21 protein-coding genes are annotated in these 23,231 nt (G+C 71.7%); 9 read left to right on the top strand and 12 right to left on the bottom strand.

Annotated elements, in window-relative coordinates; translation table 11 throughout:
* Positions 1-22: 22 nt before the first annotated feature.
* The 8 genes from GA0070616_RS21830 (at position 23) to GA0070616_RS21800 (ending at position 6,558) form a co-directional block, all read left to right on the top strand.
* A complete protein-coding gene (locus GA0070616_RS21830; RefSeq protein ID WP_091086378.1) occupies positions 23-1,264 on the top strand; it encodes a sugar ABC transporter substrate-binding protein in 1,242 nt (413 codons plus the stop codon).
* 24 nt (positions 1,265-1,288) lie between these two features.
* Positions 1,289-2,458, top strand: coding sequence for a carbohydrate ABC transporter permease (locus GA0070616_RS21825; protein WP_091086374.1), 1,170 nt, complete (start codon positions 1,289-1,291; stop codon positions 2,456-2,458).
* A complete protein-coding gene (locus GA0070616_RS21820; protein WP_091086370.1) occupies positions 2,455-3,333 on the top strand; it encodes a carbohydrate ABC transporter permease in 879 nt (292 codons plus the stop codon). Before GA0070616_RS21825 ends, GA0070616_RS21820 begins: the two co-directional genes overlap by 4 nt.
* 67 nt (positions 3,334-3,400) lie before the next feature.
* Positions 3,401-3,559 (top strand): lasso RiPP family leader peptide-containing protein, encoded by a 159-nt coding sequence (locus GA0070616_RS27750; RefSeq protein ID WP_175440168.1) that lies wholly within the window; start codon positions 3,401-3,403, stop codon positions 3,557-3,559.
* Between the two features lie 27 nt (positions 3,560-3,586).
* The gene (locus GA0070616_RS21815; RefSeq protein WP_091086368.1) at positions 3,587-4,201 is read left to right on the top strand and encodes an ATP-binding cassette domain-containing protein; all 615 of its coding nucleotides are present in this window, start codon (positions 3,587-3,589) and stop codon (positions 4,199-4,201) included.
* Positions 4,198-5,151 (top strand): ABC transporter permease, encoded by a 954-nt coding sequence (locus GA0070616_RS21810; RefSeq protein ID WP_091086366.1) that lies wholly within the window; start codon positions 4,198-4,200, stop codon positions 5,149-5,151. The genes GA0070616_RS21815 and GA0070616_RS21810 overlap by 4 nt, the downstream gene beginning before the upstream one ends.
* Positions 5,152-5,161: 10 nt before the next feature.
* Positions 5,162-6,280 carry an asparagine synthase-related protein gene (locus GA0070616_RS21805; RefSeq protein WP_091086363.1) on the top strand — a complete coding sequence of 373 codons (1,119 nt, stop codon included), beginning with the start codon at positions 5,162-5,164 and terminating at the stop codon, positions 6,278-6,280.
* Positions 6,277-6,558, top strand: a complete 282-nt coding sequence (locus GA0070616_RS21800) for a PqqD family protein (RefSeq protein WP_175440167.1) — start codon at positions 6,277-6,279, stop codon at positions 6,556-6,558. Before GA0070616_RS21805 ends, GA0070616_RS21800 begins: the two co-directional genes overlap by 4 nt.
* A 68-nt stretch (positions 6,559-6,626) precedes the next feature.
* Here GA0070616_RS21800 and GA0070616_RS21795 read toward each other — a convergent pair whose 3' ends face one another.
* The 4 genes from GA0070616_RS21795 to GA0070616_RS21785 form a co-directional block, all read right to left on the bottom strand.
* The gene (locus tag GA0070616_RS21795; RefSeq protein ID WP_091086357.1) at positions 6,627-7,034 is read right to left on the bottom strand and encodes a lasso peptide biosynthesis protein; all 408 of its coding nucleotides are present in this window, start codon (positions 7,032-7,034) and stop codon (positions 6,627-6,629) included.
* Positions 7,027-7,953, bottom strand: coding sequence for a nucleotidyltransferase family protein (locus tag GA0070616_RS21790; protein ID WP_175440166.1), 927 nt, complete (start codon positions 7,951-7,953; stop codon positions 7,027-7,029). The genes GA0070616_RS21795 and GA0070616_RS21790 overlap by 8 nt, the downstream gene beginning before the upstream one ends.
* Positions 7,950-8,780 (bottom strand): hypothetical protein, encoded by an 831-nt coding sequence (locus tag GA0070616_RS28310; protein WP_175440165.1) that lies wholly within the window; start codon positions 8,778-8,780, stop codon positions 7,950-7,952. Before GA0070616_RS28310 ends, GA0070616_RS21790 begins: the two co-directional genes overlap by 4 nt.
* A gap of 177 nt (positions 8,781-8,957) precedes the next feature.
* Entirely contained in the window at positions 8,958-11,723 is a 2,766-nt protein-coding gene (locus GA0070616_RS21785) for a fibronectin type III domain-containing protein (protein ID WP_091086344.1), read from the bottom strand.
* Positions 11,724-12,057: 334 nt separating this feature from the next.
* Here GA0070616_RS21785 and GA0070616_RS21780 point away from each other — a divergent pair, with 334 nt between their 5' ends.
* The gene (locus GA0070616_RS21780; protein WP_175440164.1) at positions 12,058-12,264 is read left to right on the top strand and encodes a hypothetical protein; all 207 of its coding nucleotides are present in this window, start codon (positions 12,058-12,060) and stop codon (positions 12,262-12,264) included.
* A 148-nt stretch (positions 12,265-12,412) separates the two neighbouring features.
* Here the strand turns inward: GA0070616_RS21780 and katG are convergent, their stop codons facing one another.
* From katG to GA0070616_RS21740, 8 genes are all read right to left on the bottom strand, one after another.
* A complete protein-coding gene (katG, locus tag GA0070616_RS21775) occupies positions 12,413-14,692 on the bottom strand; it encodes a catalase/peroxidase HPI (protein ID WP_091086340.1) in 2,280 nt (759 codons plus the stop codon).
* Positions 14,693-14,714: 22 nt separating this feature from the next.
* Entirely contained in the window at positions 14,715-15,143 is a 429-nt protein-coding gene (locus GA0070616_RS21770) for a Fur family transcriptional regulator (RefSeq protein WP_091086336.1), read from the bottom strand.
* A gap of 173 nt (positions 15,144-15,316) precedes the next feature.
* Positions 15,317-16,978, bottom strand: coding sequence for an RICIN domain-containing protein (locus tag GA0070616_RS21765; protein WP_091086334.1), 1,662 nt, complete (start codon positions 16,976-16,978; stop codon positions 15,317-15,319).
* Between the two features lie 86 nt (positions 16,979-17,064).
* Positions 17,065-18,606: a family 43 glycosylhydrolase gene (locus tag GA0070616_RS21760; protein WP_091086331.1), complete on the bottom strand. Its 1,542-nt coding sequence runs from the start codon at positions 18,604-18,606 to the stop codon at positions 17,065-17,067.
* 307 nt (positions 18,607-18,913) lie between these two features.
* Positions 18,914-19,270 carry a CU044_2847 family protein gene (locus tag GA0070616_RS21755; RefSeq protein ID WP_091086327.1) on the bottom strand — a complete coding sequence of 119 codons (357 nt, stop codon included), beginning with the start codon at positions 19,268-19,270 and terminating at the stop codon, positions 18,914-18,916.
* A 3-nt stretch (positions 19,271-19,273) separates the two neighbouring features.
* The gene (locus tag GA0070616_RS21750) at positions 19,274-20,650 is read right to left on the bottom strand and encodes an ABC transporter substrate-binding protein (protein ID WP_091086323.1); all 1,377 of its coding nucleotides are present in this window, start codon (positions 20,648-20,650) and stop codon (positions 19,274-19,276) included.
* On the bottom strand, positions 20,647-21,783 hold the full coding sequence (locus tag GA0070616_RS28305) for a hypothetical protein (protein WP_091086320.1): 1,137 nt from the start codon (positions 21,781-21,783) through the stop codon (positions 20,647-20,649). The genes GA0070616_RS21750 and GA0070616_RS28305 overlap by 4 nt, the downstream gene beginning before the upstream one ends.
* Positions 21,780-23,219, bottom strand: a complete 1,440-nt coding sequence (locus GA0070616_RS21740) for a VWA domain-containing protein (RefSeq protein ID WP_175440163.1) — start codon at positions 23,217-23,219, stop codon at positions 21,780-21,782. The genes GA0070616_RS28305 and GA0070616_RS21740 overlap by 4 nt, the downstream gene beginning before the upstream one ends.
* Positions 23,220-23,231: the final 12 nt, after the last annotated feature.

Below are 23,231 nucleotides of genomic sequence, written 5' to 3'. Positions count from 1 at the left end.
CCCCCTTCCCCAGGAGAATCAGATGGCACCCCACGTCCTCGTCCGGGCTGCGACGGCCGGCCTCACCGCCGTCGCGCTGCTCACCGCCTGCGGCAGTGGCTTCGACGACCCCACCGCCGACGCACCGCAGAACACCGGGCCCGCCGACCTGCGGATCCTCATCGGCTCGTCCGGCGACGCCGAGACGAAGGCCGTCCGCGACGCCGCCGCCGCGTGGGCCACGGCATCGGGCAACCAGGCCACGGTCACCCCGGCGCAGGACCTCACCCAGCAACTCGGGCAGGCCCTCGCCGGCGGTACCCCACCCGACGTGTTCTACGTCGACGCGGCCCGCTTCGCCGACTACGCCAGCGTCGGCGCCCTCGAACCGTACGGGGACCGGATCAGCGACCACACCGACTTCTACGACAGCCTGCGCACCACCTTCACCTACGACGGCACGTTCTACTGTGCCCCGAAGGACTTCTCCACCCTCGCCCTGCAGATCAACACCGACCTGTGGGCGAAGGCCGGGCTGGGCGAGGCCGACATCCCCACCACCTGGGACCAGCTCACCGCCACCAGCCGCAAGATCAAGGCCGCGGGGTTGGTGCCGCTCGCCCTCGGCGACACCCGGGACCGGATCGGCGCGTTCCTGGTGCAGAACGGCGGCTGGCTGCTCAGCGACGACGGCCGTCAGCCCACCGCCGGCACCGCCGAGAACGTCGCCGCCCTGACGTACGTCAAGTCGCTGCTCACCGAAGGGTTGGCCCGCTTCCCGAAGCAGCTCGACGCCGGCTGGTCCGGGGAGGCCTTCGGCAAGGGTGCCGCCGTGATGACCATCGAGGGGAACTGGATCAAGGGAGCCCTGCAGAACGACTTCCCGACCGTGAAGTACCGGATCGTGGAGCTGCCGGCCGGGCCCAGCGGCAAGGGAACGCTGTCCTTCACCCAGTGCTGGGGCATCGCCGCCAAGTCCCGGCACAAGGAGCAGGCCGTCGCATTCGTCGAGGCGATGACCAGGGGCGATCAGCAGTTGACGTTCGCGAGGGCCTTCGGCGTCATGCCGTCACGGCAGTCCGTGCGGGACCGCTACACCAACGAGTTCCCTGCCGACAGGCCGTTCATCGACGGCGCCGCGTACGCGCAGGGTCCGGTGAACGCTCCCCGGATGGACAGCGTCCTGGCCGAACTCGACACCGGACTCCAGGGCCTGGCCAGCACGGACCCGAAGGCCATCCTGGACAGCTTCGACCGCAACGCGCGGGCGGCGCTCGGCGGCTGAGTCACCGGAGCGAGGGAGAGGGTCATGGCACTCGACACCGGGACCGCGCCGGCCACCTCGTCACCCCGCACCCCGCGCCGGGGCCGGCTCGGGGTGCGGGGTGACGAGGCCGTCGCCGGGTGGCTGTTCGTCGCGCCCGTCATCGTCATCCTCGGCCTGTTCCTGCTGCTGCCGATCCTGATGGCGCTGTGGGTCAGCCTCACCGCCTGGAACGGCCAGGGCAGCCCGTTCACCGGCGACGTGCCGTTCGTCGGTGCCGACAACTACACCCGGCTGTTCACCGAGGACGGGCTGGCCCGCCGGGACTTCATGACCAGCGTGCGCAACAACCTCTACTACGTGGTGATCGTCGTTCCGGCGCAGACCCTGCTCGCCCTGGGGCTCGCGCTGGTCGTCAACAACCGGATGCTCAGGGGGAAGGCGTTCTTCCGCACCGCCTTCTACTTCCCCTCGGTCACCAGCTCGGTGGCGATCAGCGTGGTGTTCCTGTTCCTGTTCGCCAACTCCGGCGCCGTCAACGCCCTGCTCGGCCTGTTCGGCATAACCGGACCGCAGTGGTTCGCCGACTCCCGTGGCGTCCTGCACATCCTGCTCGGCGCAGTCGGTGTCGACGCCGCGCCCGCCGCCCTGACCGGCGGCGGGCCGTTCGGCCTGAGCTGGTGGGAATGGCTCGCCGGGCCCAGCGTCGCGATGGTCTCCATCATCTCCCTGGTGGTCTGGACCACCAGCGGCACCTTCATGCTGATGTTCCTCGCCGCGTTGCAGAACGTGCCCGCCACGCTGGACGAGGCGAGCACCCTCGACGGCGCCACGCGCTGGCAGCGTTTCCGACACGTCACCCTGCCGCTGATCAGGCCGACCACGTTCCTCGTGCTCACCCTCGGCCTGATCGGCTCCTGGCAGGTCTTCGACCAGGTGTACGTGATGAGCCAGGGCGATCCCGCCAAGACCACCCTGACCCCCGCCTACCTGTCGTACCGCACCGCGTTCCGCGACTTCGACTACGGCTCCGGGGCGGCGATCTCCTTCGTCCTGTTCCTGATCATCATCGGGTTCACCCTGATCCAACGCCGGATCGTGGCCGAGCGGGACGATCCGACGCCGCGACGGGGCCGGTGGCGACGCCGCCCGCCCGGCCTCGATGACGCGGACTCCGCCCGTCGACCCGGGCGTGCGGAAGGATCCCCCCGATGACGGCCCCGCACCCGGTGCCGCCACGACGGCGGGCCGGTGCCGAACTGCGCATCCTGACCAGCCGGTTCCTCGGCTACGCCACCCTGGTCTTCTTCGGACTGGTGTTCCTCTACCCGTTCGTGATCCAGATCGGCAACTCCCTCAAGACCGAACCGGACGCCGCGGCCAACCCGCTCTCCCCCGTCCCGGATCCCCTCGTCCTGGACGGCTTCGAGCGCATCTTCGCCGGCACCGCCTTTCCGCTGTGGCTCGGCAACTCGCTGCTGGTCACCGTCCTGGTCACCATCGGGCGGGTGTTCCTCGACTCCCTCGCCGGCTACGCCCTCGCCCGGCTGCGCTTCCGGGGCCGGGCGGGGGTCTTCACCGCGATCATCGCGGTCATGGCCGTGCCCGGCGTCGTGCTGCTCATCCCCAAGTTCCTGGTCCTCAACCAGCTCGGCCTCTACGACAGCTACGCCGGTCTGGTTGTTCCGCTGCTCGCCGACGCCGCCGGGGTGTTCATCATGAAGCAGTTCTTCGAGTCGATCCCGGTCAGCGTCGAGGAGGCCGCCCGGGTCGACGGGGCGAGCATCTTCCGGACTTTCTGGTCGGTGGTGCTGCCGATGGCGAAGCCGGCGCTGATCACCCTGACGATCCTGTCGTTCCAGGGGTCCTGGAACGAGTTCCCGCACAGCCTGGTCGCCGTGCAGGACCCGGACCTGTTCACCCTGCCGCGCGGGCTCGCCGACCTGGTCAGCGGCTCGCTCGGCCAGGGCACCCAGTACCCGCTGAAGCTCGGTGCCGCGCTGCTCGCCACCATTCCCGTGGCGATCATCTTCGTGATCTTCCAACGGCACTTCGTCCGCGACGCGGCCGAGGGCGCGGAGAAAGGCTGAGAGTAGGACGTCCCCACTGGTGGTGTTACCATCGGTATATCCGTTTCCATCAACCATGGGGTATTTAATGAATATTACTCCTCTTCCTGCACCGCCGCACGAGGTTCCGCAGGGTTACCAGCCGCCGCAGCTGCGGCGGCTCGGCACGCTGGCCGAGCTGACCAAGGGTGGCTTCCCCGGCGTCACAGACGCCGACGGCCAGTCCGGTGTCGAGGGCTCGATCTGACCCTCCCCGTCGACCACTGCCCCCGACATGCTGCGACTCGACGGTGCCGGACGGGCCTTCGGACGACGCCCGGTCTTCTCCGGGCTCGACCTGGAGGTCCCGCCCGGCACCCGGTTACTGCTGGCCGGCGGCAATGGTGCCGGCAAGACGACCCTGCTGCGTTGTCTGGCCGGCACCCTCGCCCTGAGCACCGGCCGGGCGACCATCGCCGGGCAGTCGGCCGGCACACCTGCGGCCCGCCGCCTGGTCGGCGTCGCTCTCGCCCCGGAGCAGACCCTCTACGGCCGCCTCTCCGGGCACGACAACCTGATGCTGGTGGCCCGGATGCGGCTACCCACCCGGCAAGCGGCGGCGGCCGTCGCCCGAGTCGAGGACGAACTAGCCATCTCCGAGTACGCCCGTACACCCGCGCAGCGGTGCTCCGCCGGGATGCGGGCCCGGATCAGCGTCGCCCGCGCCCTGCTGGGTGACCCGCCGGTGCTGCTGCTCGACGAGCCCGGGCGGTCCCTGGACGCCGCAACGCGGGCACTGTTCTGGGCCGCACTGGACCGCCGCCCCGGACTGACCTGCGTGCTCGCCTCGCACCTGGAATCCGACCGAGCCCGGTGCGACCAGACACTGCCCATGCCGGTACGCCGATGAGCAGTGACCTGCACGCCGCATCCGCCAGCGGCACCCCGGTCTCCGGGAGCCCGGCCGGCGGCCGGACGAGACGGTCTGCAAACCCCGGCGGGCCCGGTCGGGTCGACGTCCCCGGCACAGCCGACGCGGCCCGTGGTGCACCGGGGCCTTGGTGGGCCGGCGGGCGCGCGGTGCTGGCCCTGCTGCGCCGGGACCTGGCCGAGCGGCGTGGGCTGCGGCTGTCGTTCCTGCTGGACCTGCTCTTCGGGCTGCTCAACCTGCTGGTCTTCCTGTTCGTGTCCCGGGTGCTCATGCCGGCCCCGACCGTCGACTTCGCCCGCTCGGCCAGCTATTTCGACTTCGTCGCGGTGGGCATCGTCTTCCTGCTGGTGATCCAGGCCGCGACAGTTCAGGTGGTCGCCCGGGTAACGGCCGAGCAGCGGGACGGGATGCTGGAACTGCTGGCCGCACAGCCGGTGCCGGGCTGGGGGCTCGGGCTCGGGCTGGTCGGGTACCCGTTCGCCTTCGCGCTACTGCGCGCCGGGGTGTACCTGGCCCTGCTGGCCGGGTTCTTCGGCCTGCACGTCGGCGACGCCGACTGGCTCGGGGTGGTGGTCGTGCTGGCCCTCGCGGCGCTGTGCACGCTGCCGTTCGGGATGGTGCTGATGGGATGCGCGGTCGCGGTCGGCCACGGCGACCCGGCGGCCCGGCTGCTCGTGGTGGCCCTGTCGTTCCTGTCCGGCACCTACTTCCCGATCTCGGCGCTGCCCGACGTGCTGCACCCGGTGTGCGCCGTGCTGCCCACCCGGGTGGCGCTGGACGGGCTGCGGCAGGCACTCACCGGGGGCGGCTGGGCCGGGGCGGCGACGGTGCTGGCCGGCACCGCCGCCGTACTGCTGCCGGTGTCCGCCTGGATGTTCGACCGCGCGTTGTGGTTCGCCCGACGCAGAGGGGTGCTGACCCGTGACTGACCCTTTACCCATGCGCCCCACCGACCGCGACGTGGCGTGTGGCATCGTGCTCGGCCTGGATCCCGTCGCGCGCCCGCCGGTCGCCCGGCCCGGCCCGGCACCGGCGCCGCTGGTCGCCCTGGAGCAGGCGGTGCTGCCGGCGCTGCGCCGGCCGCCCTGCCTGGTCAGCTTCTCCGGCGGGGTGGACTCCTCGCTGGTGCTGGCGATCGCCGCCCGGGTGGCGCGGCGGGAGGGATTGCCGGACCCGGTGCCGGTCACCTGGCGGTTCACCGACGCACCCCGCGCCGAGGAGTCGCCGTGGCAGCACCGGGTTGTCGACGAGCTGGGTCTGGCCCGGCAGTGGCAGATCCTCCAGGCCGGCGACGACCTGGACCTGGTCGGGCCCGTCGCCCGCCGGTTGCTGACCCGGTACGGGCAGGTGCACCCGCCGAATCGGCACCTGCACCTGCCGATCGTGGAGCTGGCCCGGGGCGGTGCGCTGCTCACCGGGGTGGGCGGGGACCAGATCCTGGCGGGTTGGCGGCGGCGTCCCAGCTCGGTGCGGGTCCGGCTGGGCCGGCTGCGGGCCCGCCTGCGGCACCGGGAGCCGGCCCCGTTCCCGTGGCTGCGCCCGGAGGTGGCGCGGCAGGCCCGGCGCGCGTTCCGGGCCGAGCAGCGCGCCGAGCCGCGCCGCCTGGCCGGGCGGATCGCCTGGCACCTGCGCCGCCGCGACCTGACGATGACCCGGGCCAGCCTGGCCGCGGTCGCCACCGACAACGACGTGCTGGCGGTGACGCCGCTGCTGGACGACGGGTTCGCCGCCGCGCTGACCGCCCACCACGGCGGGCTTCGGTCACCGTCGCGGCGGGAGCTTCTCGCCGCGATCACCGACGCCTCCCTGCCGCCGCTGATCGTCGCGCCCCGCCGCAAGGCAACCTTCGACGAGGTGTTCTTCCGGGCGGCGACCCGCGAGGTGGTGCACGCCTGGGACGGCGGTGGGGTCGACGATTCGCTGGTGGACGTGGCGGCGCTGCGCCGTGAATGGTCGGGCTGGCCGGTCAACCCGCGGACGGCGGCGCTGGTGCAGCAGGTGTGGCTGGCCGACCGGCCGGCTCCGACGCGAGAAGACACCCTGGAGGTGCCGAAGTGAACACCGACACCGCGCCCGTCTACCGGGTCCGCAGCGACCGGGTGGCCTGGCGGGCGGCCGGCGACGAGGCGGTGCTGCTGGACACCCGGCAGTCGGTCTACTTCGCGCTGGACCGCTCGGCCGCGCTGCTGTGGCCGCACCTGCTGGTCGGAGCCACCGCCGCCGAACTGACGGAGGTGCTGGCCGGGCAGGCCCCGGTCGGGCGGGAGCGGGCCGACGCCGACGTGCGAGCCTTCCTCGCCGACCTGGAGGCCGCCGACCTGCTCGACCGCCTCTGACACCAGCCGCAGCGGAGCGCCATCGGGCCGGCGGCGACGGTGGGGCAGCAGCGCGGTCGGTGGCGAGGTCAGGGCAACCAGGACGACGGGACGGGGCGACGCAGAATCTCCGCCAGCTCGTGCCGGTGCGGGTCCGGGTCACCGTCGAGCCAGGCGTGGGCGTGGAAGCCGTCGCCCGGCGCACTGACCCCGATCACCACGGTCCGCGCCACCCGTCGCCGGGCGAACCAGCGCTGGAGCACCAGTGCGCTCTCCAGGCAGTTGCCGCCGCCCCGGCGCAGCGCGCCCCGGACCAGGATGTCGGTGCCGCCGGGCGGGGGCGCGGGGAGGCGTACGGCGTCCAGCCCGCCCCGGGCGAGTTGGCGGCGTACCCGCCGGCAGGCCAGCAGCGTCCACACCGTCAGGGCAAGGCCGAGCGGCCCGTGCCGGCGGGTCACCCGGGCCAGGGCGCGCAGGGCGCGTACGGGGTCAGTCATGGTGCCGCCGCCGCGCGGTCCGCAGCTCCGACAGCGCCCGGGGCAGCTGCCGCACGTGCCGGCCGGCCCGTTGGGTGTACGCCCGCAGCAGGCCCCACCGGCCGCGACGCGCCCCTGCGTAGCCCTGCCGCAGGTATGCCGGTGACGGCAGTACCAGGCGGGCGAGAAGCCGGAGGCGGTCACGTGACCCGGACACTTCCGCCATCCGGGCCAGAGTGACCGCGGTGGGAGTGGCCCCGTGGGCGGAGAGCCACGTGGACGACGGGCCGGGCGTCGACGACAGACCGAGCCGCGTCGCGACCGCCGCGCCGGTCGGCAGCACCCGGAGCCCGACGGTGAACGCCGGCCCCGCGTCGCAGTCCGTGGCGAGCCGACCGGCAGCCTCCCAGGCGTGCGGAGGCAGCACTTCCAGCGCGCGGGCCAGGTCCCGGGCGGGTTTGCCGACGCGTCCGGGGTGAGCGGCGTGGAGGGCGGCAAGCAGGGCGGTGCCGGCGTCGTCGGGCACCAGCACCCACCCGCCGGTCAGGTCGAGGTGCTGCGCTCCGGCGCGCAGCGATCGCCACAGCTCGTCGTGGTCACCGACCCCGGCGAAGCCGCGGTGCAGGTCCACGGTCAGCGACGCCGGCCCGGGCGTGGTCCAGGGTTGCTCGTGCCAGGAGGCGTCGATGTCGTACAGGTCGGGGGGCCGGGCCGGCCGGTATCCGGCGGCACGGAGGGCGACCTGTGCGGCGACGATGGTCGCCGGCGCGACGAGCAGGTCCACGTCGGCGTAGAGCCGGTCGGTGCCGAGCCGGCGGGCCAGGCCGGCACCCTTGAGCAGCACGCTGTCGACGCCGTGGCGGCGCAGCAGGTCGCTGGTGGACACGGCCAGGTCGTCGAGGGCGAGGCAACGCAGGGCGAGACCGGGGGCGACGGTCACGGCCGGGCTCCGGTAGGAGCGAGCGCGACACAGAGTAGCCGGCGGGTGGCGTCGAGGGCTGCCCAGTCCCGGGGGCGGGTCAGGTCGTAACCCGGCTTGCCGGCAAGCGTGAGCAGCACGGCCGGGTCGGAGGGCAGTTCGGGCAGGGAACGCCGCGCGGCGAGGCGGCTCAGCAGGTCGGCCGGGCCGACCGGGGTCAGCGCGGGCGCGTCGCCCCAGCGTAGGAAGATCCAGCCGCCGAGCGGCAGCCGGGGCGCGACGGCGGGGAGGGTGACCCGCAGCCGGGTGGCGTCGCGGACCGCCCGGGTGGGCAAACCGAGGCCGGGGACCGGTTCCCGCAGGTCGACGCAGCGCGGCCCGGCGAGCACGTCGCCACCGTCGCAGACCACGATGTCGTCGGCCAGCACCGGCACGTCCCGGGCGGCGAGCGCCGCGAGCAGGGTGCTCTTGCCGGCGGTACGGCCACCGAGCACCACCCAGGCCCGGCCGGCGTGGACGAACGCCCCGGCGTGGAAGGTCTCCCGCCCGGCCCAGCGGTTGACGACGACGGCGACCGGAGCGAGGTACGGGTGGGCGAGCACGTCGGCCGCGAGGGCTGGTCCGTAGAACGTGGCGTCACCACTGCGCCGCTCCAGTGCCAGGGTGCGGCCGTCGGTGAGCCGCCGGACGAGCCGGTAGCCGTCCAGCGGTGTCGGTGGCGGCGGTGTGGCGTGGCGTTGGCGCACGGTCACCGGGTGGCTGCCTGCCGGTGGCCGGGCGACGGTGGGCAGTTCGGCGACCTCGTCGAGACCCCGGATGTGCAGCCCGTAGGCGGATCGTGCTGGCATTTCATCCCTCGTGCGGGAAGGGGCGCGCGGAGCGCGCCGTACAGGGGCGAACGGACGACGCCGGCTGGCCGGCTCCGGCAGGTCGTGGATGCCGTGCCAGCAGGAGTGCGCGGACGGCGCCGGGTGGGGGCGCGACCCCCCACCCGGCGCATGGTCCTGCTCGGACAGGTCAGCGGCTCAGCGCAGGCCGCCCTGCAGGCTGGTCAGCTTGCGGCTCTTCGCCGCCCGCTGGTCGGCCTTCTTGGCCGCCTTGGCCTTGGTGGCGGTGACGGCCGCCGTGGCTACCGCGCCCGGCGGGAGCACCGGCCCGCCGCCGATGGCCTCGACGTCCCAGCCGACCCAGAACCTGCCGCCCTGGTCCACCTCGAAGGCGAGGGCGACGTAGACGGTACTTCCAGGGGCCAGGCCCCCGAGCGGCAGCGACACGGTCAGCGTGGTGGAGAGCCCACCTCCCGGCGGGTCCTGCGCCGGCGCGTCCATCCGGAGGTTCTGCACCGTCACCGACCGCCCGCCGACGATGAACGTCGAGGTCGGAGTGTCCGGGTTGACCAGCCGCAGTTGCGCCGGGTTGGGCGGGTCCGGCAGGCCCGGCCTGGGCGCGCCGTTGGGTTGGCTGAGCGTGGAGATGCGCAGCCGCACCAGGGTTGCCGGCGTGACGCCCCGGTTGGTGATGCCCCGCCGGATGATCAGCCGTCTCGGGCTGGCTGGTGTGGCGTCGACGACCTGCTGGTTCGGTGACTCGTTGACGGCCTTGCTCGGGTCGAGCAGGGTGGTCTGGAGGAGGGCGCTCTGCTCGAACGGCCCGACCTGGCGCAGTGGTGACGGTGAGCCGAGGGCGGACGGTACCCCGTTGATCGGCCCTAGGACGGTGGACACCAACCGGAAGTCGGTCAGGTTGTCCGGGGTGTTCTGCGGCGTGCCGCGGACCCGCAGCCGCACCCAGGCGTTCGGGACCGTCGGCGGGCTGCTGAACGCCGGCAGCGGAGTGCCGGTGAAGTAACCCGCTATGCTGCCGGCCGCGTCGGTGACGGTGCCGGCGGCATCGGGCACCCGCAGCCGCAGGCCGGTGCCACCGGTGTTCGGCACCGGCCCGAGGGTGGGCACCAGCAGGTCCGGCGGGATGGCCGGGATGGCGACGCTGTATCTCGCGGTGCCGATCAGGTAGCCGACCCGGGGTCCGATGGTGGTCTCGGTGTCCGGGATCTCGACCACGACACCGCCGGGGGCCTCCACCTTGATCCCGGGCAGCTGCATCGGGATCGAGGTGTTGTTGTAGAGCACCACGTACTGGTCGTACTGGCCGGGGATGTTGGCGACGCCCGACTGCCGGAACTGGTCGATGAGCAACTGCCCGGGTAGGCCGTTCACCTGCACCGGCACGGTGTTGGAGGTGGCCACGGCATTGGTGTTGGTGCTGTCGTACGTCACGAACAGCTGGTTGAGGCCGAACGCGGGCAGCTTCAGGGTGAAGGTCGCCCGGTTGAGCCTGACGGTCTCGGTGCCGAGGTTGGCGGTGATCCCGGTGCGCTGCCGGTCGAAGATGGCCACCGTCCCCTCGGCCTCACCGGGGCCGAACTGGGCGGTCAGGGTGATCGGGCTGTCGAAGTTGACCGCGGCGGCGCTGGCGGTCAACGTGATCACCGTCTGCGGTTGCACCACCAGACGGACCTGCTGGACGTCGCTGAGTCCGGCGCTGTCGGTGACCCGCAGGTCGAAGCCGAAGGTGCCGACCGTGGTGGGTCGGCCGCTGATCTCGCCGGTGTTCGGGTTGAGGCTCAGCCCCGGCGGGAACGAACCACCGGCGGTCGACCAGGTGTACGGGGCGACCCCACCGACCACCACGGGCCGCAGCGAATAGGGCGCACCCACCTCGCCCAGCGGGACGGACGGAATGACGATGTCCGGGGCCGGGGTGACCGGGATGGTGATCAGCCGGCTGCCGATCTCTCCGGTGCTGCCGACCACCCGGACCACGAAGGCGAAGCTGCCGGCCGCGGTCGGGATGCCGGAGATGTTGCCGGTGTTCGGGTTGAGCAGCAGTCCCGGCGGCAGGGCGCCGTAGGTGATCGAGAACGTCCACGGGGCCCGGCCCCGAGAGACGGAGACACGGTGGCTGAAGGCCACGCCGACTGCGGCGGAGGCACCGGTCCAGAACACCCACGGCGACTCGTTCGGGATGACCGGATGCGACGGCGCGGACTCTGGCCCGAGCCCCTCGGCGGTCAACGCGGCGATCCTGAAGGTGTACGTGGTACCGGCGGTGAGGCCACCTACGGTGGCGGTGAGCGGCGCGGCCGGCACCGTCTGCGACGGCTGCTGCACCGCGCCGATGTAGGGAAAGATGACGTAGTTGATGATCGGCGAGCCGCCGTCGGAGATGGGCGGGCGCCAACTGACCACCGCGGTGGTGACGTCGGCGGTTGCCGCGATGAAGCTCGGCGCGCCGGGTAGGGCGAGCAGTTTCGGCGGGGCGGAGCGCTTGCTGGCCGGCCCGACACCGGCGGCGTTGCGCGCCGCGACCGTGAAGGTCCAGGTGCCCTTCGCCGACGGGAGCTTCAGCGTGGTGCTGGTCTTCGCGGCGTCGACCGACCTGGCCTTGGCCTTCTTGCCGTTGCGGTAGGGCGTGACCACGTAGCCGTCGATCGGGCTACCGTTGGCCTTCGGCGCCTTCCAGGTGACCACCGCCTTCGTGCCCTTGCGGGCCGCCTTGGGCGCGGCGGGAGCGGATGGCCGGCGCAGCTTGGCCGGCGCGGCATCCCTGTCGTCGATGTCGAGAGGCGCCAGCTGCCGGGCCGGGGCCTGCGGCACGGCAGCGGCTACGGGTTGGGCGGTCAGGTCGGGGGCGCGGGCAGTGGCGGTGCCGGGCACCGCGAGCACCGTCGCGACCAACAGGCCGGCGAGCGCCGATCCCACCAGCGCGCGGAGACGGGACGAAGGTGACATCGAACCTACCTTTCGGGGTGGGTGAGGCACGGGGCACGGGGCACGGGGAAGCGACGACGAGCCATGATCGGCGCGCCACGGGGCCCGGCCGGTGACCGGGCACTGTGGGGAACGAATCCGAAATAGAATCGTTTACATCGATTTAGAGCTATCCTTGTTATACCACAAATCCGCAGGTCAGAGGCCTACCGGTCGCCTTGTGGACGGTGGCACGCCGGGCCAACCTGCCGCTCCTCGGCGGGGACGGCGGTCCGTTCACGGCACACCCCACAGCGAGGCGCGCGACGCGATCTGGGACGCGGTGCGGTATCAGCAGCACCTGCGGGACGTCCTCGTGGACGAGGCCGCGCTGCCCGGCACCGCACGGGACCGGCTCACCGGTCCGTTCGCGCACATCGTCCTGCGCGAAGCCCAGGAACTGACCGACGCGCGGCGGCGGAAGCCGAGCCCGTCATCCGGGCCGTACTTTCGGACACCAACGTGCCGACCTCCATCCGCAGCAGCGATCTCGCCGTCGTACACGGATGCGTTTCTGATCTGAGCTCGATGCCCAGCCAGCGGTCGACCGCCATGTCGCGATGACCCGAGCGACCCAGCAACTGGTCGCCCCGACCAGCGCCTGACGTCTCTTCAGCAAAGGGCGAGCCCCGGTCGATCACTGCGGATCGACCGGGGCTCGCCGGGTGGGATCAGGAGAGGTCGAACCGGTCGAGTTCCATGACCTTGGTCCAGGCCGCGACGAAGTCGGCGACGAACTTGTCCCGCGCGTCCTGGCTGGCGTAGACCTCCGAGAGGGCCCGCAGCTGGGAGTTGGAACCGAAGACGAGGTCGACCGCGGTGGCGGTCCACTTCACCTCGTCGGTGGCCAGATCCCGGATCTCGTACACGTGCTCCTCGGACTCCGACACCTTCCACCGGGTGCCCGGGGAGAGCAGGTTGACGAAGAAGTCGTTGGTGAGCACGCCGGGCCGGTCGGTGAGGACGCCGTGCCGCGCGCCGCCGACATTGGCCCCGAGGGACCGCAGGCCGCCGACGAGGACCGTCATCTCGGGCGCGGTCAGGTTGAGCATGTAGGCGCGGTCGACGAGCAGCACCTCCGGCTGGGTCTTCTCCCCGGCCCGCAGGTAGTTGCGGAACCCGTCGGCGCGCGGCTCGAGGACCCGGAAGGACTCGACGTCGGTCTGCTCGGCGGTGGCGTCGGTGCGGCCCGGGCGGAACGGCACGGTCACCTCGACGCCCGCGTCGCGCGCCGACTTCTCGACGGCGGCCGAGCCGGCCAGCACGATCAGGTCGGCGAGCGAGATCTTGGCGCCGCCGGCGTCGTTGAACTCCCGCTGGATGCCCTCAAGGGTCTCCAGCACCGTTGCGAGCTGCTCGGGCTGGTTGACCTCCCAGCTACGCTGCGGCTCCAGACGGATCCGGGCACCGTTGGCACCGCCACGCTTGTCGGTGTACCGGAAGCTCGCGGCGGAGGCCCAGGCGGTGGAGACCAGCTGGGCGGTCGTGAGGCCGGACTCCAGCACCTTCGCCTTGAGGGCGGCGATGTCGGCGTCACCGACGAGTTCGTGGTCGACGGCCGGCACCGGGTCCTGCCACAGCTGAGGTTCGGCGACCCACGGCCCGAGGAAGCGGCTGACCGGACCCATGTCGCGGTGCAGCAGCTTGTACCAGGCCTTGGCGAACGCCAATGCGAACTCGTCCGGGTTCTCCAGGAAGCGGCGCGAGATCTTCTCGTACGCCGGGTCGACGCGCAACGACAGGTCGGTCGTGAGCATCGTCGGCTTGTGCTTCTTCGCCGGGTCGTAGGCGTCCGGGATGATCGCCTCGGCGTCCTTGGCGACCCACTGCTTCGCGCCGCCGGGGCTCGTGGTGAGCTCCCACTCGTAGCCGAAGAGGATCTCGAAGAAGCGGTTGCTCCACTGCGTCGGCCGGTCGGTCCACGTCACCTCGAGGCCGCTGGTGATCGTGTCCGCGCCCTTGCCGCTGCCGTGGGTGCTCAGCCAGCCCAGGCCCTGCGACTCCAGCGGGGCGGCCTCCGGCTCGGGGCCCACGTGGTCGTCGGCGATGCCGGCACCGTGGGTCTTGCCGAAGGTGTGGCCACCGGCGATGAGGGCGACGGTCTCCTCGTCGTTCATCGCCATCCGGGCGAAGGTCTCCCGGATGAAGTGCGCCGCCGCGAGCGGGTCCGCGTTGCCACGGGGGCCCTCCGGGTTGACGTAGATGAGACCCATCTCGGTCGCCCCGACGCCAGCGGTCATCTCCTTCTCGGAGGCGTAGCGCTCGTCGCCGAGCCAGGTGTCCTCCGGGCCCCAGAAGATCTCCTCGGGCTCCCACACGTCCTCGCGACCGAAGCCGAAGCCGAACGTCTTGAACCCCATCGACTCCAGGGCGACGTTGCCGGCCAGCACGAGCAGGTCGGCCCACGAGATCTGCTGGCCGTACTTCTGCTTGACCGGCCACAGCAGCCGGCGGGCCTTGTCGAGGTTGGCGTTGTCCGGCCAGCTGTTGAGCGGAGCGAACCGCTGACCACCGTCGCCAGCCCCGCCACGACCGTCCTCGATGCGGTACGTGCCGGCGGCGTGCCAGCTCATCCGGATCATCAGGCCGCCGTAGTGGCCGAAGTCGGCCGGCCACCAGTCCTGCGAGGTGGTGAGGACCTGGGTGATGTCCTGCTTGAGCGCCTCGACGTCGAGCTTGGTGAACTCCTTGGCGTAGCTGAAGTTCTCCCCCAGGGGGTTGCCCTTGGACGAGTGGGCGTGCAGCACCGACAGGTCGAGCTGGTTGGGCCACCAGTCCCGGTTGGTACGCGGACGACCGCCGGTCTTCGCGGTCGGCGAGTCGATCGCCGGGTTCTCGCTCTCACTGCCGTGCGCGGTCACGGAATCGTGCGCGACCGGGCAGCCGGCCGCCGCCTTCTTGTCCACGCCCTGGGCGCTGGACGACGCGTTGTCCTGTGGTGCGTTGCTCAATGTGCTTCCCTTCCGACCTGGATCACTGGGTGGTGCGTTCGGTCGCGCAGTCGGGGCAGGTGCCCCAGTAGACGACCTCCGCCTCGTCGACCACGAACCCGTGGTCGTCCGAGGCGGTGAGACAGGGGGCACGGCCGACGACGCAGTCCACGTCGGCGATCACGCCGCAGGAGCGGCAGACGATGTGGTGGTGGTTGTCGCCCACCCGGGACTCGTACCGGGCGATCGCGCCGGCGGGCTGGATGCGCCGCACCAGACCGGCGTCGGTGAGTGCCCGCAGCACGTCGTAGATCGCCTGGTGGGAGACGGTGGGATGGCCGGCCCGGACCAGCCTGATCACGGTGTCGGTGTCGACGTGCGGGTGGTCGCGAAGCGCCGCGAGCACCGCCAACCTGGGCCGGGTCACGCGCAACGAGACAGCCCGTAGCTGTGCCTCGAAGTCGCCCGTCATGCGACGAACCTAGCCGACTCTTCTGGAACGAATCAAGTTTTCATGCGGCGCGTTCCGGATACCTTCGACACACTTCCGGCTACCCGGTGTGACGGACCCGATCACCCGGACACGCGAACGGCCCACCGGCGGGGGTAGCCGCCGGTGGGCCGCGCGAGATGCGAGAGCCGGTTTCAGCACCAGTTCAGCGACGAGTTGACCCGCGTCACGTTGCTGATCGTGTTGTTCGCCCCACCGCAGGGGCTCTGGGTGATGTTCGTGTTGGTGACGGTCAGGTTCTGGAACCGGATGCCGGAGGACAGTGGGAACTCCGACCGTGCGGCGATCCGCACCTCACCCCCGCCCGTCACCGTGCCGGACACCCCGGCGATGGTCACGTTGTAGCAGTTCTCCACCAGGATGGCGTTGTTCCCCGTGTTGGAGATCGTCACCCGGTCGATGACCGCGCCACCGGACTCCGAGACACAGAAGATCCCCCGCGCGCCTCCGGAGGCGATCACGTTGCCGACCCGGATGTTGGTCGGGTACGAGTTGCCCACCCTGCCGTTGCGGTTGGCCATCCGGAACGCCGCGTACCCGGTCCCGGTTCCGGCACCCTGCGCGTCGACCGTGCCGACCGTGGCGTTGATCGTGTCGTTGAGCAGCAGCCCGGAATAGCCGGTGTTGCGCGCGGTGACCGTACCGACCGTCAGGCCGTCCACCCCGTAGGTCTCCACCCCGTGGGCACCGGTTCCCGAGACGTAGACGTTGTCGATGCGCACGTTGCGCACCTTCACCGCCCGGTCCCCGCCATGGTTGTCGACGCGCACCCCCAGGCCACCGGAGAGCCGCATGTCGATCTGCCCGAGGGTCAGGTTGTTCACGTTGCGCATGAAGATCCCGTACAGCGGCGACCCGGTCAACGTCAGGTTCTGCACCTCCACGTCGGTGGTGCCCCGCGAGTACACCGGCGCGTAGTCACCCGAGCCCGACCCGGTCACGTTGATCGTGCCGCACACCGCGAGCGTCGTGTACGACGGCAGGGACAGGCGGGAACCGGCGCTCATCGACCCGGAGCCACGGACCACCACCCGCTGCTTCGACGTCCGCCCCGCCGACAGCGAGTTCACCGCCGCCTGCATGGCCGACAGCATGCTCGATCCCGAGTACACGGTCGACGACCCGTTACGAGCCGTCCAGGTGCTCCCGTTCAGCACGGCCTCGGCCTGGTACGAGCCGCTGCCGCACCCGGTGCCGGGTGGCGGCGTACCGCCGGTGCCCAGGCGGACCAGCTGCCACTGCTGGTTCGCGCCGTCGAGATCGGCGTACTGGCTGATCCGGGCGCCGTCGGCGGTCGACCACTCCCAGACCTCGAGGGCCTTGGCGGAGTGCCGGTTGATCAACCGGACGTAGCCACCGGCGGAGTCGAGTACCTGGAACTGCTGGTTGGTGGCGTTGAGGTCGGGCCACTGGCGGTACTCGGCGCCGTCGGCGGTGTTCCACTCCCACAGGTCCACGACCTTGCCGCTGTGCCGGGCCTGGAGGCGGTAGTAGCCGCCGCCGGAGGGCACGAACCGGAACTGTTGCCACTCGCCGTCGTTACGCGACCACTGCTGGATCGCGGCACCGTCCTCCGTGGAGGTGTCCTGTACGTCGAGGACCTTTCCGCTGTGCCGGTTGACCAGGACGTAGTAGGCGTCGGTGTCGATGGTCGCCGCCTGCGCCGGGGACGACGCGACCAAGGCGACACCGGCCATGACTGCCAACGCGGTCAGCATGGCCAGGATCGAGCTCCTGCGTGGACCCGGCGGGATCGACCTGCCGTCGGGGGGTCCTTCGGTGGTGGTGAGGGTCATCGTTCCTCCTGATCAGGTCGGTGGGTGTGGCTCGGATTGCGAGACCGGGCGCCGGCGGCGACACCCCGGTCGACACGGCTGGCCGATCACTCCAGGTGGAAGGTGGCGGAGGCCCGCTCGGCGGTCGAACTCACCGACTCCAGGTGGAGCAGCCCGCCGCGGTGGCGCACGTACCGGCCGGGGAAGTTCTGCGACTCCAGCGACAGCCCGGCAGCGGAGGCCAGGCCAGCCCGGCGGTGGAAGCTCGCGTCGCCGTCGAACAGGGCCGAGCCGTCGTCGCGCTCGACATACAGGACGTAGTTCCGGTGCCGCAGGTAGTAGCCGGGGAAGTTGGTCGACTCCAGCGACACCGTTCCGGCACCGGCGAGACCGGGGACGATCCGGAACTGCGAGTCGGCCAGGTTCGACACGTTCGACTCGAGCCGGGCCTGGTAGTCGTAGTGCCGGACGTAGCTCGTGGTCAGATCGTGTGACCGCAGCCGGACCGGCGTGGCTCCGTCCGGCACCGGGATGCCGAAGTTCGGGGTGCCGTCGGCGTTCCAGTACAGCTTCTGGATCCTGGTTCGCCGGTTCGGATCGTTGAGCGGGTCACCGCTGATGTCCCGGTAGTTGCGGTCGTGGTAGACGAGGATGTCGCTCTGCCCGTCCTCGGAGACGGTGAACGAGTTGTGGCCCGGACCGTACTGGCCGGTGGCCTCGTTGCTGGTGAACACCGGGGTGGGGCTCTTGCTCCAGGCGGCGGGGTCGAGCAGGTTCGCGGTGGCGGAGGCGGTCAGCAGCCCGAGGCAGTAGTTGGCGTCCGTGGCGCTGGCCGAGTAGGTCAGGAAGACCCGGCCGTTGCGCTGGATCACGGCCGGCCCTTCGGCCACCCGGTAGCCGCGGGTCTCCCAGTCGTACGTCGGAACGACCAGCCGGGTCACCGTGCCGGTGATCTGCCACGGGTTGGCGCCCATCCGGGCGATGTAGACGTTGGAGTTGGTGGAGATGCCGGGCTCCTGCTGGGCCCAGGTCAGATAGCGGACGCCGTTGACGACGAAGGTCGAGGCGTCGAGGCTGAAGGTGTCCCACGGCGTCGTGATCCGACCGCGTTCGGTCCACGAGCCGTTCAGCGGGTTCGCGCTGGCGTTCTCCAGCACGTACATCCGGATCCGCCACACGTCGTCCGTCCGGCCCGCGGCGAAGTAGATGTACCACCGGTTGTTGATGTAATGGATCTCGGGCGCCCAGATGTGCGCGCCCATCTCCCCCGTGGTGTGCCGGGACCAGATCGTCTTCTCGGCCGCCGTCGACAGGCCCTGCAGCGTGGTGGCGCGACGCAGCACGATCCGGTCGTACTGCGGGACCGTCGCGGTCATGTAGTAGTAGCCGTCGATGTGCTTGACGATGTGCGGGTCGGCCCGCTGGTTGACCAACGGGTTCGTGTAGTTCACGGCCGGTGCGGCGTGGGCGGGCCCGGCCGCCGGCAGGCCGGCCGCCACGGCGAGCAGCACCAGCACCGCGGCCAGGGTCGACCGCAGCAGGTACCAGCGGATGCGGTCGACGGGCCGGGTGCCGGCCGGTCGACGGTCGACAGACTCGGGGCCGGCCGTCGCACGGGTGGCGGTATCGGACGCACGGGGTGGTGGCATGTGTCCTCCAGAAGGGGCGGCCTGCGGCCCCACTCCGCCGGGAAGGGGGCAGGCGAGCGGAAAGCGTGACGGTGACGTTGCGAACATGTGACGCAGTCATGTTTGCGTTAACATTCACACCTGTCAAGAGATGGCCGCCGCGCGCAGACACCCACCCGCGACCGCAACCTCTTGGCGGAGGTGGGGATCTCGCGGAGAATCCGGCCTGAGCGACCGGCGCCCCGGCATCCATCCGGCCCTGTTATCGCTCACAGCTAACCCTGCGTGCCCGGACCACTGACCGACGGTGGTCCGGTGGCCGGAAGGCTCACCCGGCCGGAGAACCCGGGGTGTCCGCCGACGGCGGGTGGGGGGAACGCTGCCAGCGCACCGTGACCTCGAACTGGCCCTGGACCCCGGTACGCGCGATCACGGCGCCGGCCTCCGCGGTCAACTGCACCCCGAACTTGATCTCCACCTCGTCCGGCCGGTGCGCCATCGCCTGGAACTGGGCGAGCGCGACGGAGGCGGCGTCGCGTACCTCCTCCAGTGCCCGGTCGAACGTCGCCCGCGCCTCCCGGACCACCTTGCCCGCGTTGGCCGCCGGCGTCATACCGCGCCTGCCGTCCACCTCGATCACCACCGAGCCACCCGATTCGAGGGGGAACCTCTGCAGTTCGGTCATCCGTCACGTCCCTTGTCGTCGGGTCACCGGCGCCGCCCGATCGCAGCCCAGGTCCATCCATTCGGCGCGGGGAACCGCGCTGCTGACCGCGTCGAGCTCCTTGAGCAGGGCGTCGAGGCGGTCCGGCTGTTGCACGTAGACCAGCACCGCCCGCTCGAAGGCCGTGGCCATCGCCGCCGGCATCAGGTCCGACCCGTCGCGGCACAGCGTGCCGGTGCCGAGCCGGGCCGCGACCTTGTCGATGACCGGGGTGGACGGGGCGTCGGCGGGCCCCCGCCGGCTGAAGTGCAGCCCTCCGCTGGACCGGCGCCAGATCTCCTGCGCCTCCTGCGAGGCGAGGTACGCCATCAGTTCCCGGGCCGGCGAGCTGTCCCGGAACATCGCGGCCACGTCGTCGGAGACCTCCTGAAGCGACGAGGTGTCCGACGAACCGACCGGCGGGGTGGGGAAGAAGTCGAACCGTCCCGGGGCGGCGACGCCCGGCAGGGATCGGTAGCTGTGAATTGCGAAGGAGCCCTGATGGTCCAGGTGACAACCAGCCGGCGAGGTGAAGAGCCCTGACCCCGCCTCCACCCAGGTGGAGAAGAGGCCGGTCCGCGCCAGGTCCCGGGACGACCTCAGTCCCAACAGCTCACCCCAGGCTCGCCAGGAACGCTGCACCTCCGGCGAGTCCCACTTCAGGTCGCCCCGGGTCCACTGCTCGTAGACCTGTTGCCCCCACTGGTGCAGCAGAATGTCCTCGATCCAGTCGGTGCCCGGCCAACCGGAGACCGGCGGTGAGCTCAGTCCGAGACACCACGCCACCCGCCCACGGGCCTCGATGGCCCGGCTCTGGGCGACCAGCGCCTCCCAGGTCAGCGGAGGGCCTGACTGGCCGAGTTCCGCCAGCCTGGCCGGGTCGTACCAGAACACGCTCTTGAGGTGGGTGGCGATGGCGACCGCGTACACCTGTTTCGGGCCGACCGGCTCGCCGGCCGGCCCGGACCGGGGGGCGACCCGGATCAACTGCGGGGCGGCACCGGCGTCGTCGGTCAGCCCGGCGATGCCGTCCAGCGGGCGTAGCGTGTCCTCGTTGACGTACCGTTGCAGGTCGTTGAGGCGCGGCACGACCGCGACGTCAGGTGGCCGCTGCCGCTCGATCCCCGCTTGCAGCACCTGACTGACGTCCCGGTGCCCCTGATACTCGGCGCGGATCCCGGTCTTGAGCTCGAATCTGTGGAGCACCGTGCGGAAGACGGCCTCCTCGTCACCGGTCCAGGAGCCGAAGACGATCACCGGCCCGGCCGGCTCCGCACGGGAGCACCCGACCGGTCCGGCGCCGGCCAGCAGTGCCGTGACCAGGGTCAGCGCCGTTCGTGCGGAACCTCTGCGAAGAGTCATGTCGACCGGTATCCGTATTCCGCCAGGCGGGGCTGAAGACCCGCGAGCACCAGGGCCGCGATGCCGAGCGCGAGCAGCGGCAGAACGAACTCCACCGAGCGGCTGTCGGCCGCGCTGTCCGCGCGAGCCGCCACGTCGACCTCCGCGTCGGCGTCGGCCCGCGCCTTCTCGTCCGGGTCGGCGGCCGGGGCCGGCGAGGCCGCCGGGACGGGCCGGGCTTCGGCGTCGATCGCCGCCAGCGCGGTGTCGCATGCCCTCGGGCACTGTTCGCGCACCTCGGCGGCGAGCTGCCCGGCGGCCTCGACACGTGCCTCGTGGAGCTGCTCCTGCCGGCTGGTGCCGACAACCTGGAGGTCCTCCCGGACCGCATCGAGTTGCGCGCCCGACCGCAGGCTCAGCGAGGTCATCGCCACCATCGCCACCGTCGCCACCGTCGCCAGCAGGAGCGGGAGGTTCACCACCCGCCGGAACCGGCGGGCCAGGTAGCGCTGCGCCACCAGCAGCAGCACGCCGAGGGCCACCAGTGGCAGCAGCCAGGCGAGCGCGGTGAACCAGTTCGTCCAGCCGGTCTCCACCTGCGCGTCCAGGACGGCCAACTGCTTGTGCCGCAGGGCGTCGAGCAGCTCCAGGATGTCGTCCAGCAGACTCGCCGCGTCCCGTAACGCGGCGGCCCCGAGCGCCCGCAGACCGGCGTCGCGGTACCGTGCGTCGGCCTGCCCGATCAGACCGGTGTAGGTGACCAGGAGCGCCTCGACCGTCTGGATGTCCCGGGTGCCGGCGTCGCCGGCTGCGTTGTTCTCCGCCACCAGGGTCAGATACTGGCCGGCACCGGCGATCTGGCGCTGGTACTCCACCCCCGGCTCGCCCAGGACCAACCCGCCGTCGGAGAGGTTGCGCACCGCCGCGGCGTGGGCGCTGCGCAGCGCCTGTTGCGCATCGTGGACGGCGAGAACCGCCGGCACCGACCGGCCGGCGGCGGCGTCGGCCGTCCGGGCGACACCGAGGAAGACCGCCAGGGACCCGGCCAGGGCCAGGGCGGTCGCCACGAGCAGGGTCGTCCGCAGCCGCAACAGGTCACGGCGGGTCGTGCTGACCCGCCGCGAGGGCGGCCGGGAGGTGTCGACCGTGGTCACGTCCCGACCCGTCCGGCCGCGCCGGTGGCGTCCAGTTCGGCGCCGCACTGCTCGCAGTAGACCGCGTCCGGGGGCGACGACCAGCCGCACTGCCCGCAGAGTCGGTCCGCCTCCGTCGGCTGGTGCTGCTGCGGTACGGGCGGCGGGTCGTCGAACCAGGTCCGGCTGGACATGACGGAGCTGACGATCACGTCGGTGCGGCTGAGGTTCGGCTTCAACCGGACGAGGCCACCGGGGTCGATCTGCACCAGGTAGCGCAGCTGCTCCAGCGCCCCCTCGTCCTTCGCCTTGGTGGCCAGCTCGACCGCCCGGGTCCACTGGGCGTGGGCCTCGATCCGGTCGCCCCGGTCGTACGCGTCACAACCGGCGTTGATGGCCTGTCGCACCTCCTCCTGCCCCGTCACCTGGGAGACACCGGGGTCGAGTCGTGCCGACTTGACCAGGTCCTCGGTCCAGTTCACCAGGACGGCGGCGGTGGCGGGCCGCGACTTCCCCTCGACCACCAGGTCGATCTGTGCGGCCAGCCGGTCCTCGTCCAGGATGCCGTCCGGCGGCGTGACGTCCAGGCGGAGGTGGAACTCGCGGCGCTCCGCACCCCAGGATCCGGTGGTGAACTCGACCGTCCGGTCGTCGATCCGGTCCGCGTGATCGGTCAGGTCCATGATGGCGGGTCTGACCTGCTTGAAGAAGCCCACCCGGCCGTACGGTACGGTCCGCACCCGGATCCGCACGTCGGGTTGCAACTTGGCCAGGGCGGCGCGGATGGTAGCGCGGAAGCCGGCTTCCAACTCGGCCGGCCGCCGCACCGCCTCGGCGGTGCCGCTGAGCGCGGTGGCGATCCGGACCAGGTCCCGGGGACGCCATCCGTCGCCGATCCCCCGCGCGTCGCAGACGAACCGACCGACGCAGGTGCCGAGCACGCGGTCGAGTTCCTGCGGGGTCTCGTGCTGGTTGATGCCGTCGGTGAGCAGCAGCGTGTGGCAGATCGCCGACGGCTCGTCCGGCAGCAGATCCCGGGCCGCGGCCAGCCAGCTGCCCATGGCCGTCCCACCGCCGGCGCTGAGCCGGGCGACCACCGCCTTGGCCTGCTTCCGGCTGGCCGCCGACGCGATCCCCAGCCCGGCTCCCGGGGGATAGACCACCCGGGCCCGCTCGGTCCCCTCGACCACGGCGAACCGGACCCCGTCGGGCAACACGTCGATGGCCGCGGAGGTGGCCCGGACCGCCGCCGCGATCTTGGTGGGCGGATCCGCCATCGACCCGGAGCAGTCGATCACCAGGACCTCGGCCAGCCGGGGCGGCCCCGGCCGGGACGGCTGGCCGTCCCCGTCGGCGGTCCGCCGGCCGGTGACCGACCGGACGGCGTGCATCTCCCGCCCGTCCGCCGGCAGGTACCTGTTCTGGTTGACCTCCAGGCTGAACTCCACGACGTCCACTGATCCGCGCTC

Origin of the sequence: Micromonospora nigra (assembly GCF_900091585.1) — a bacterium.
GTDB classification, from domain to species: Bacteria; Actinomycetota; Actinomycetes; order Mycobacteriales; family Micromonosporaceae; genus Micromonospora; species Micromonospora nigra.
Note: the sequence above shows the minus strand (reverse complement) of the source record. Positions and strands in the feature narration are given on the sequence as shown.

What these genes read in the sequence shown, in the direction of transcription:
- GA0070616_RS28310 (WP_175440165.1), bottom strand. Translation starts at nt 8,780, where the DNA reads ATGCCAGCACGATCCGCCTACGGGCTGCACATCCGGGGTCTCGACGAG.
- GA0070616_RS21805 (WP_091086363.1), top strand. Translation starts at nt 5,162, where the DNA reads ATGCGCCCCACCGACCGCGACGTGGCGTGTGGCATCGTGCTCGGCCTG.
- GA0070616_RS21750 (WP_091086323.1), bottom strand. Translation starts at nt 20,650, where the DNA reads ATGACTCTTCGCAGAGGTTCCGCACGAACGGCGCTGACCCTGGTCACG.
- GA0070616_RS21785 (WP_091086344.1), bottom strand. Translation starts at nt 11,723, where the DNA reads ATGTCACCTTCGTCCCGTCTCCGCGCGCTGGTGGGATCGGCGCTCGCC.
- GA0070616_RS21755 (WP_091086327.1), bottom strand. Translation starts at nt 19,270, where the DNA reads ATGACCGAACTGCAGAGGTTCCCCCTCGAATCGGGTGGCTCGGTGGTG.
- GA0070616_RS21820 (WP_091086370.1), top strand. Translation starts at nt 2,455, where the DNA reads ATGACGGCCCCGCACCCGGTGCCGCCACGACGGCGGGCCGGTGCCGAA.
- GA0070616_RS21810 (WP_091086366.1), top strand. Translation starts at nt 4,198, where the DNA reads ATGAGCAGTGACCTGCACGCCGCATCCGCCAGCGGCACCCCGGTCTCC.
- GA0070616_RS21765 (WP_091086334.1), bottom strand. Translation starts at nt 16,978, where the DNA reads ATGACCCTCACCACCACCGAAGGACCCCCCGACGGCAGGTCGATCCCG.
- GA0070616_RS21770 (WP_091086336.1), bottom strand. Translation starts at nt 15,143, where the DNA reads ATGACGGGCGACTTCGAGGCACAGCTACGGGCTGTCTCGTTGCGCGTG.
- GA0070616_RS21795 (WP_091086357.1), bottom strand. Translation starts at nt 7,034, where the DNA reads ATGACTGACCCCGTACGCGCCCTGCGCGCCCTGGCCCGGGTGACCCGC.
- GA0070616_RS21760 (WP_091086331.1), bottom strand. Translation starts at nt 18,606, where the DNA reads ATGCCACCACCCCGTGCGTCCGATACCGCCACCCGTGCGACGGCCGGC.
- GA0070616_RS27750 (WP_175440168.1), top strand. Translation starts at nt 3,401, where the DNA reads ATGAATATTACTCCTCTTCCTGCACCGCCGCACGAGGTTCCGCAGGGT.
- GA0070616_RS21830 (WP_091086378.1), top strand. Translation starts at nt 23, where the DNA reads ATGGCACCCCACGTCCTCGTCCGGGCTGCGACGGCCGGCCTCACCGCC.
- GA0070616_RS21825 (WP_091086374.1), top strand. Translation starts at nt 1,289, where the DNA reads ATGGCACTCGACACCGGGACCGCGCCGGCCACCTCGTCACCCCGCACC.
- GA0070616_RS21815 (WP_091086368.1), top strand. Translation starts at nt 3,587, where the DNA reads ATGCTGCGACTCGACGGTGCCGGACGGGCCTTCGGACGACGCCCGGTC.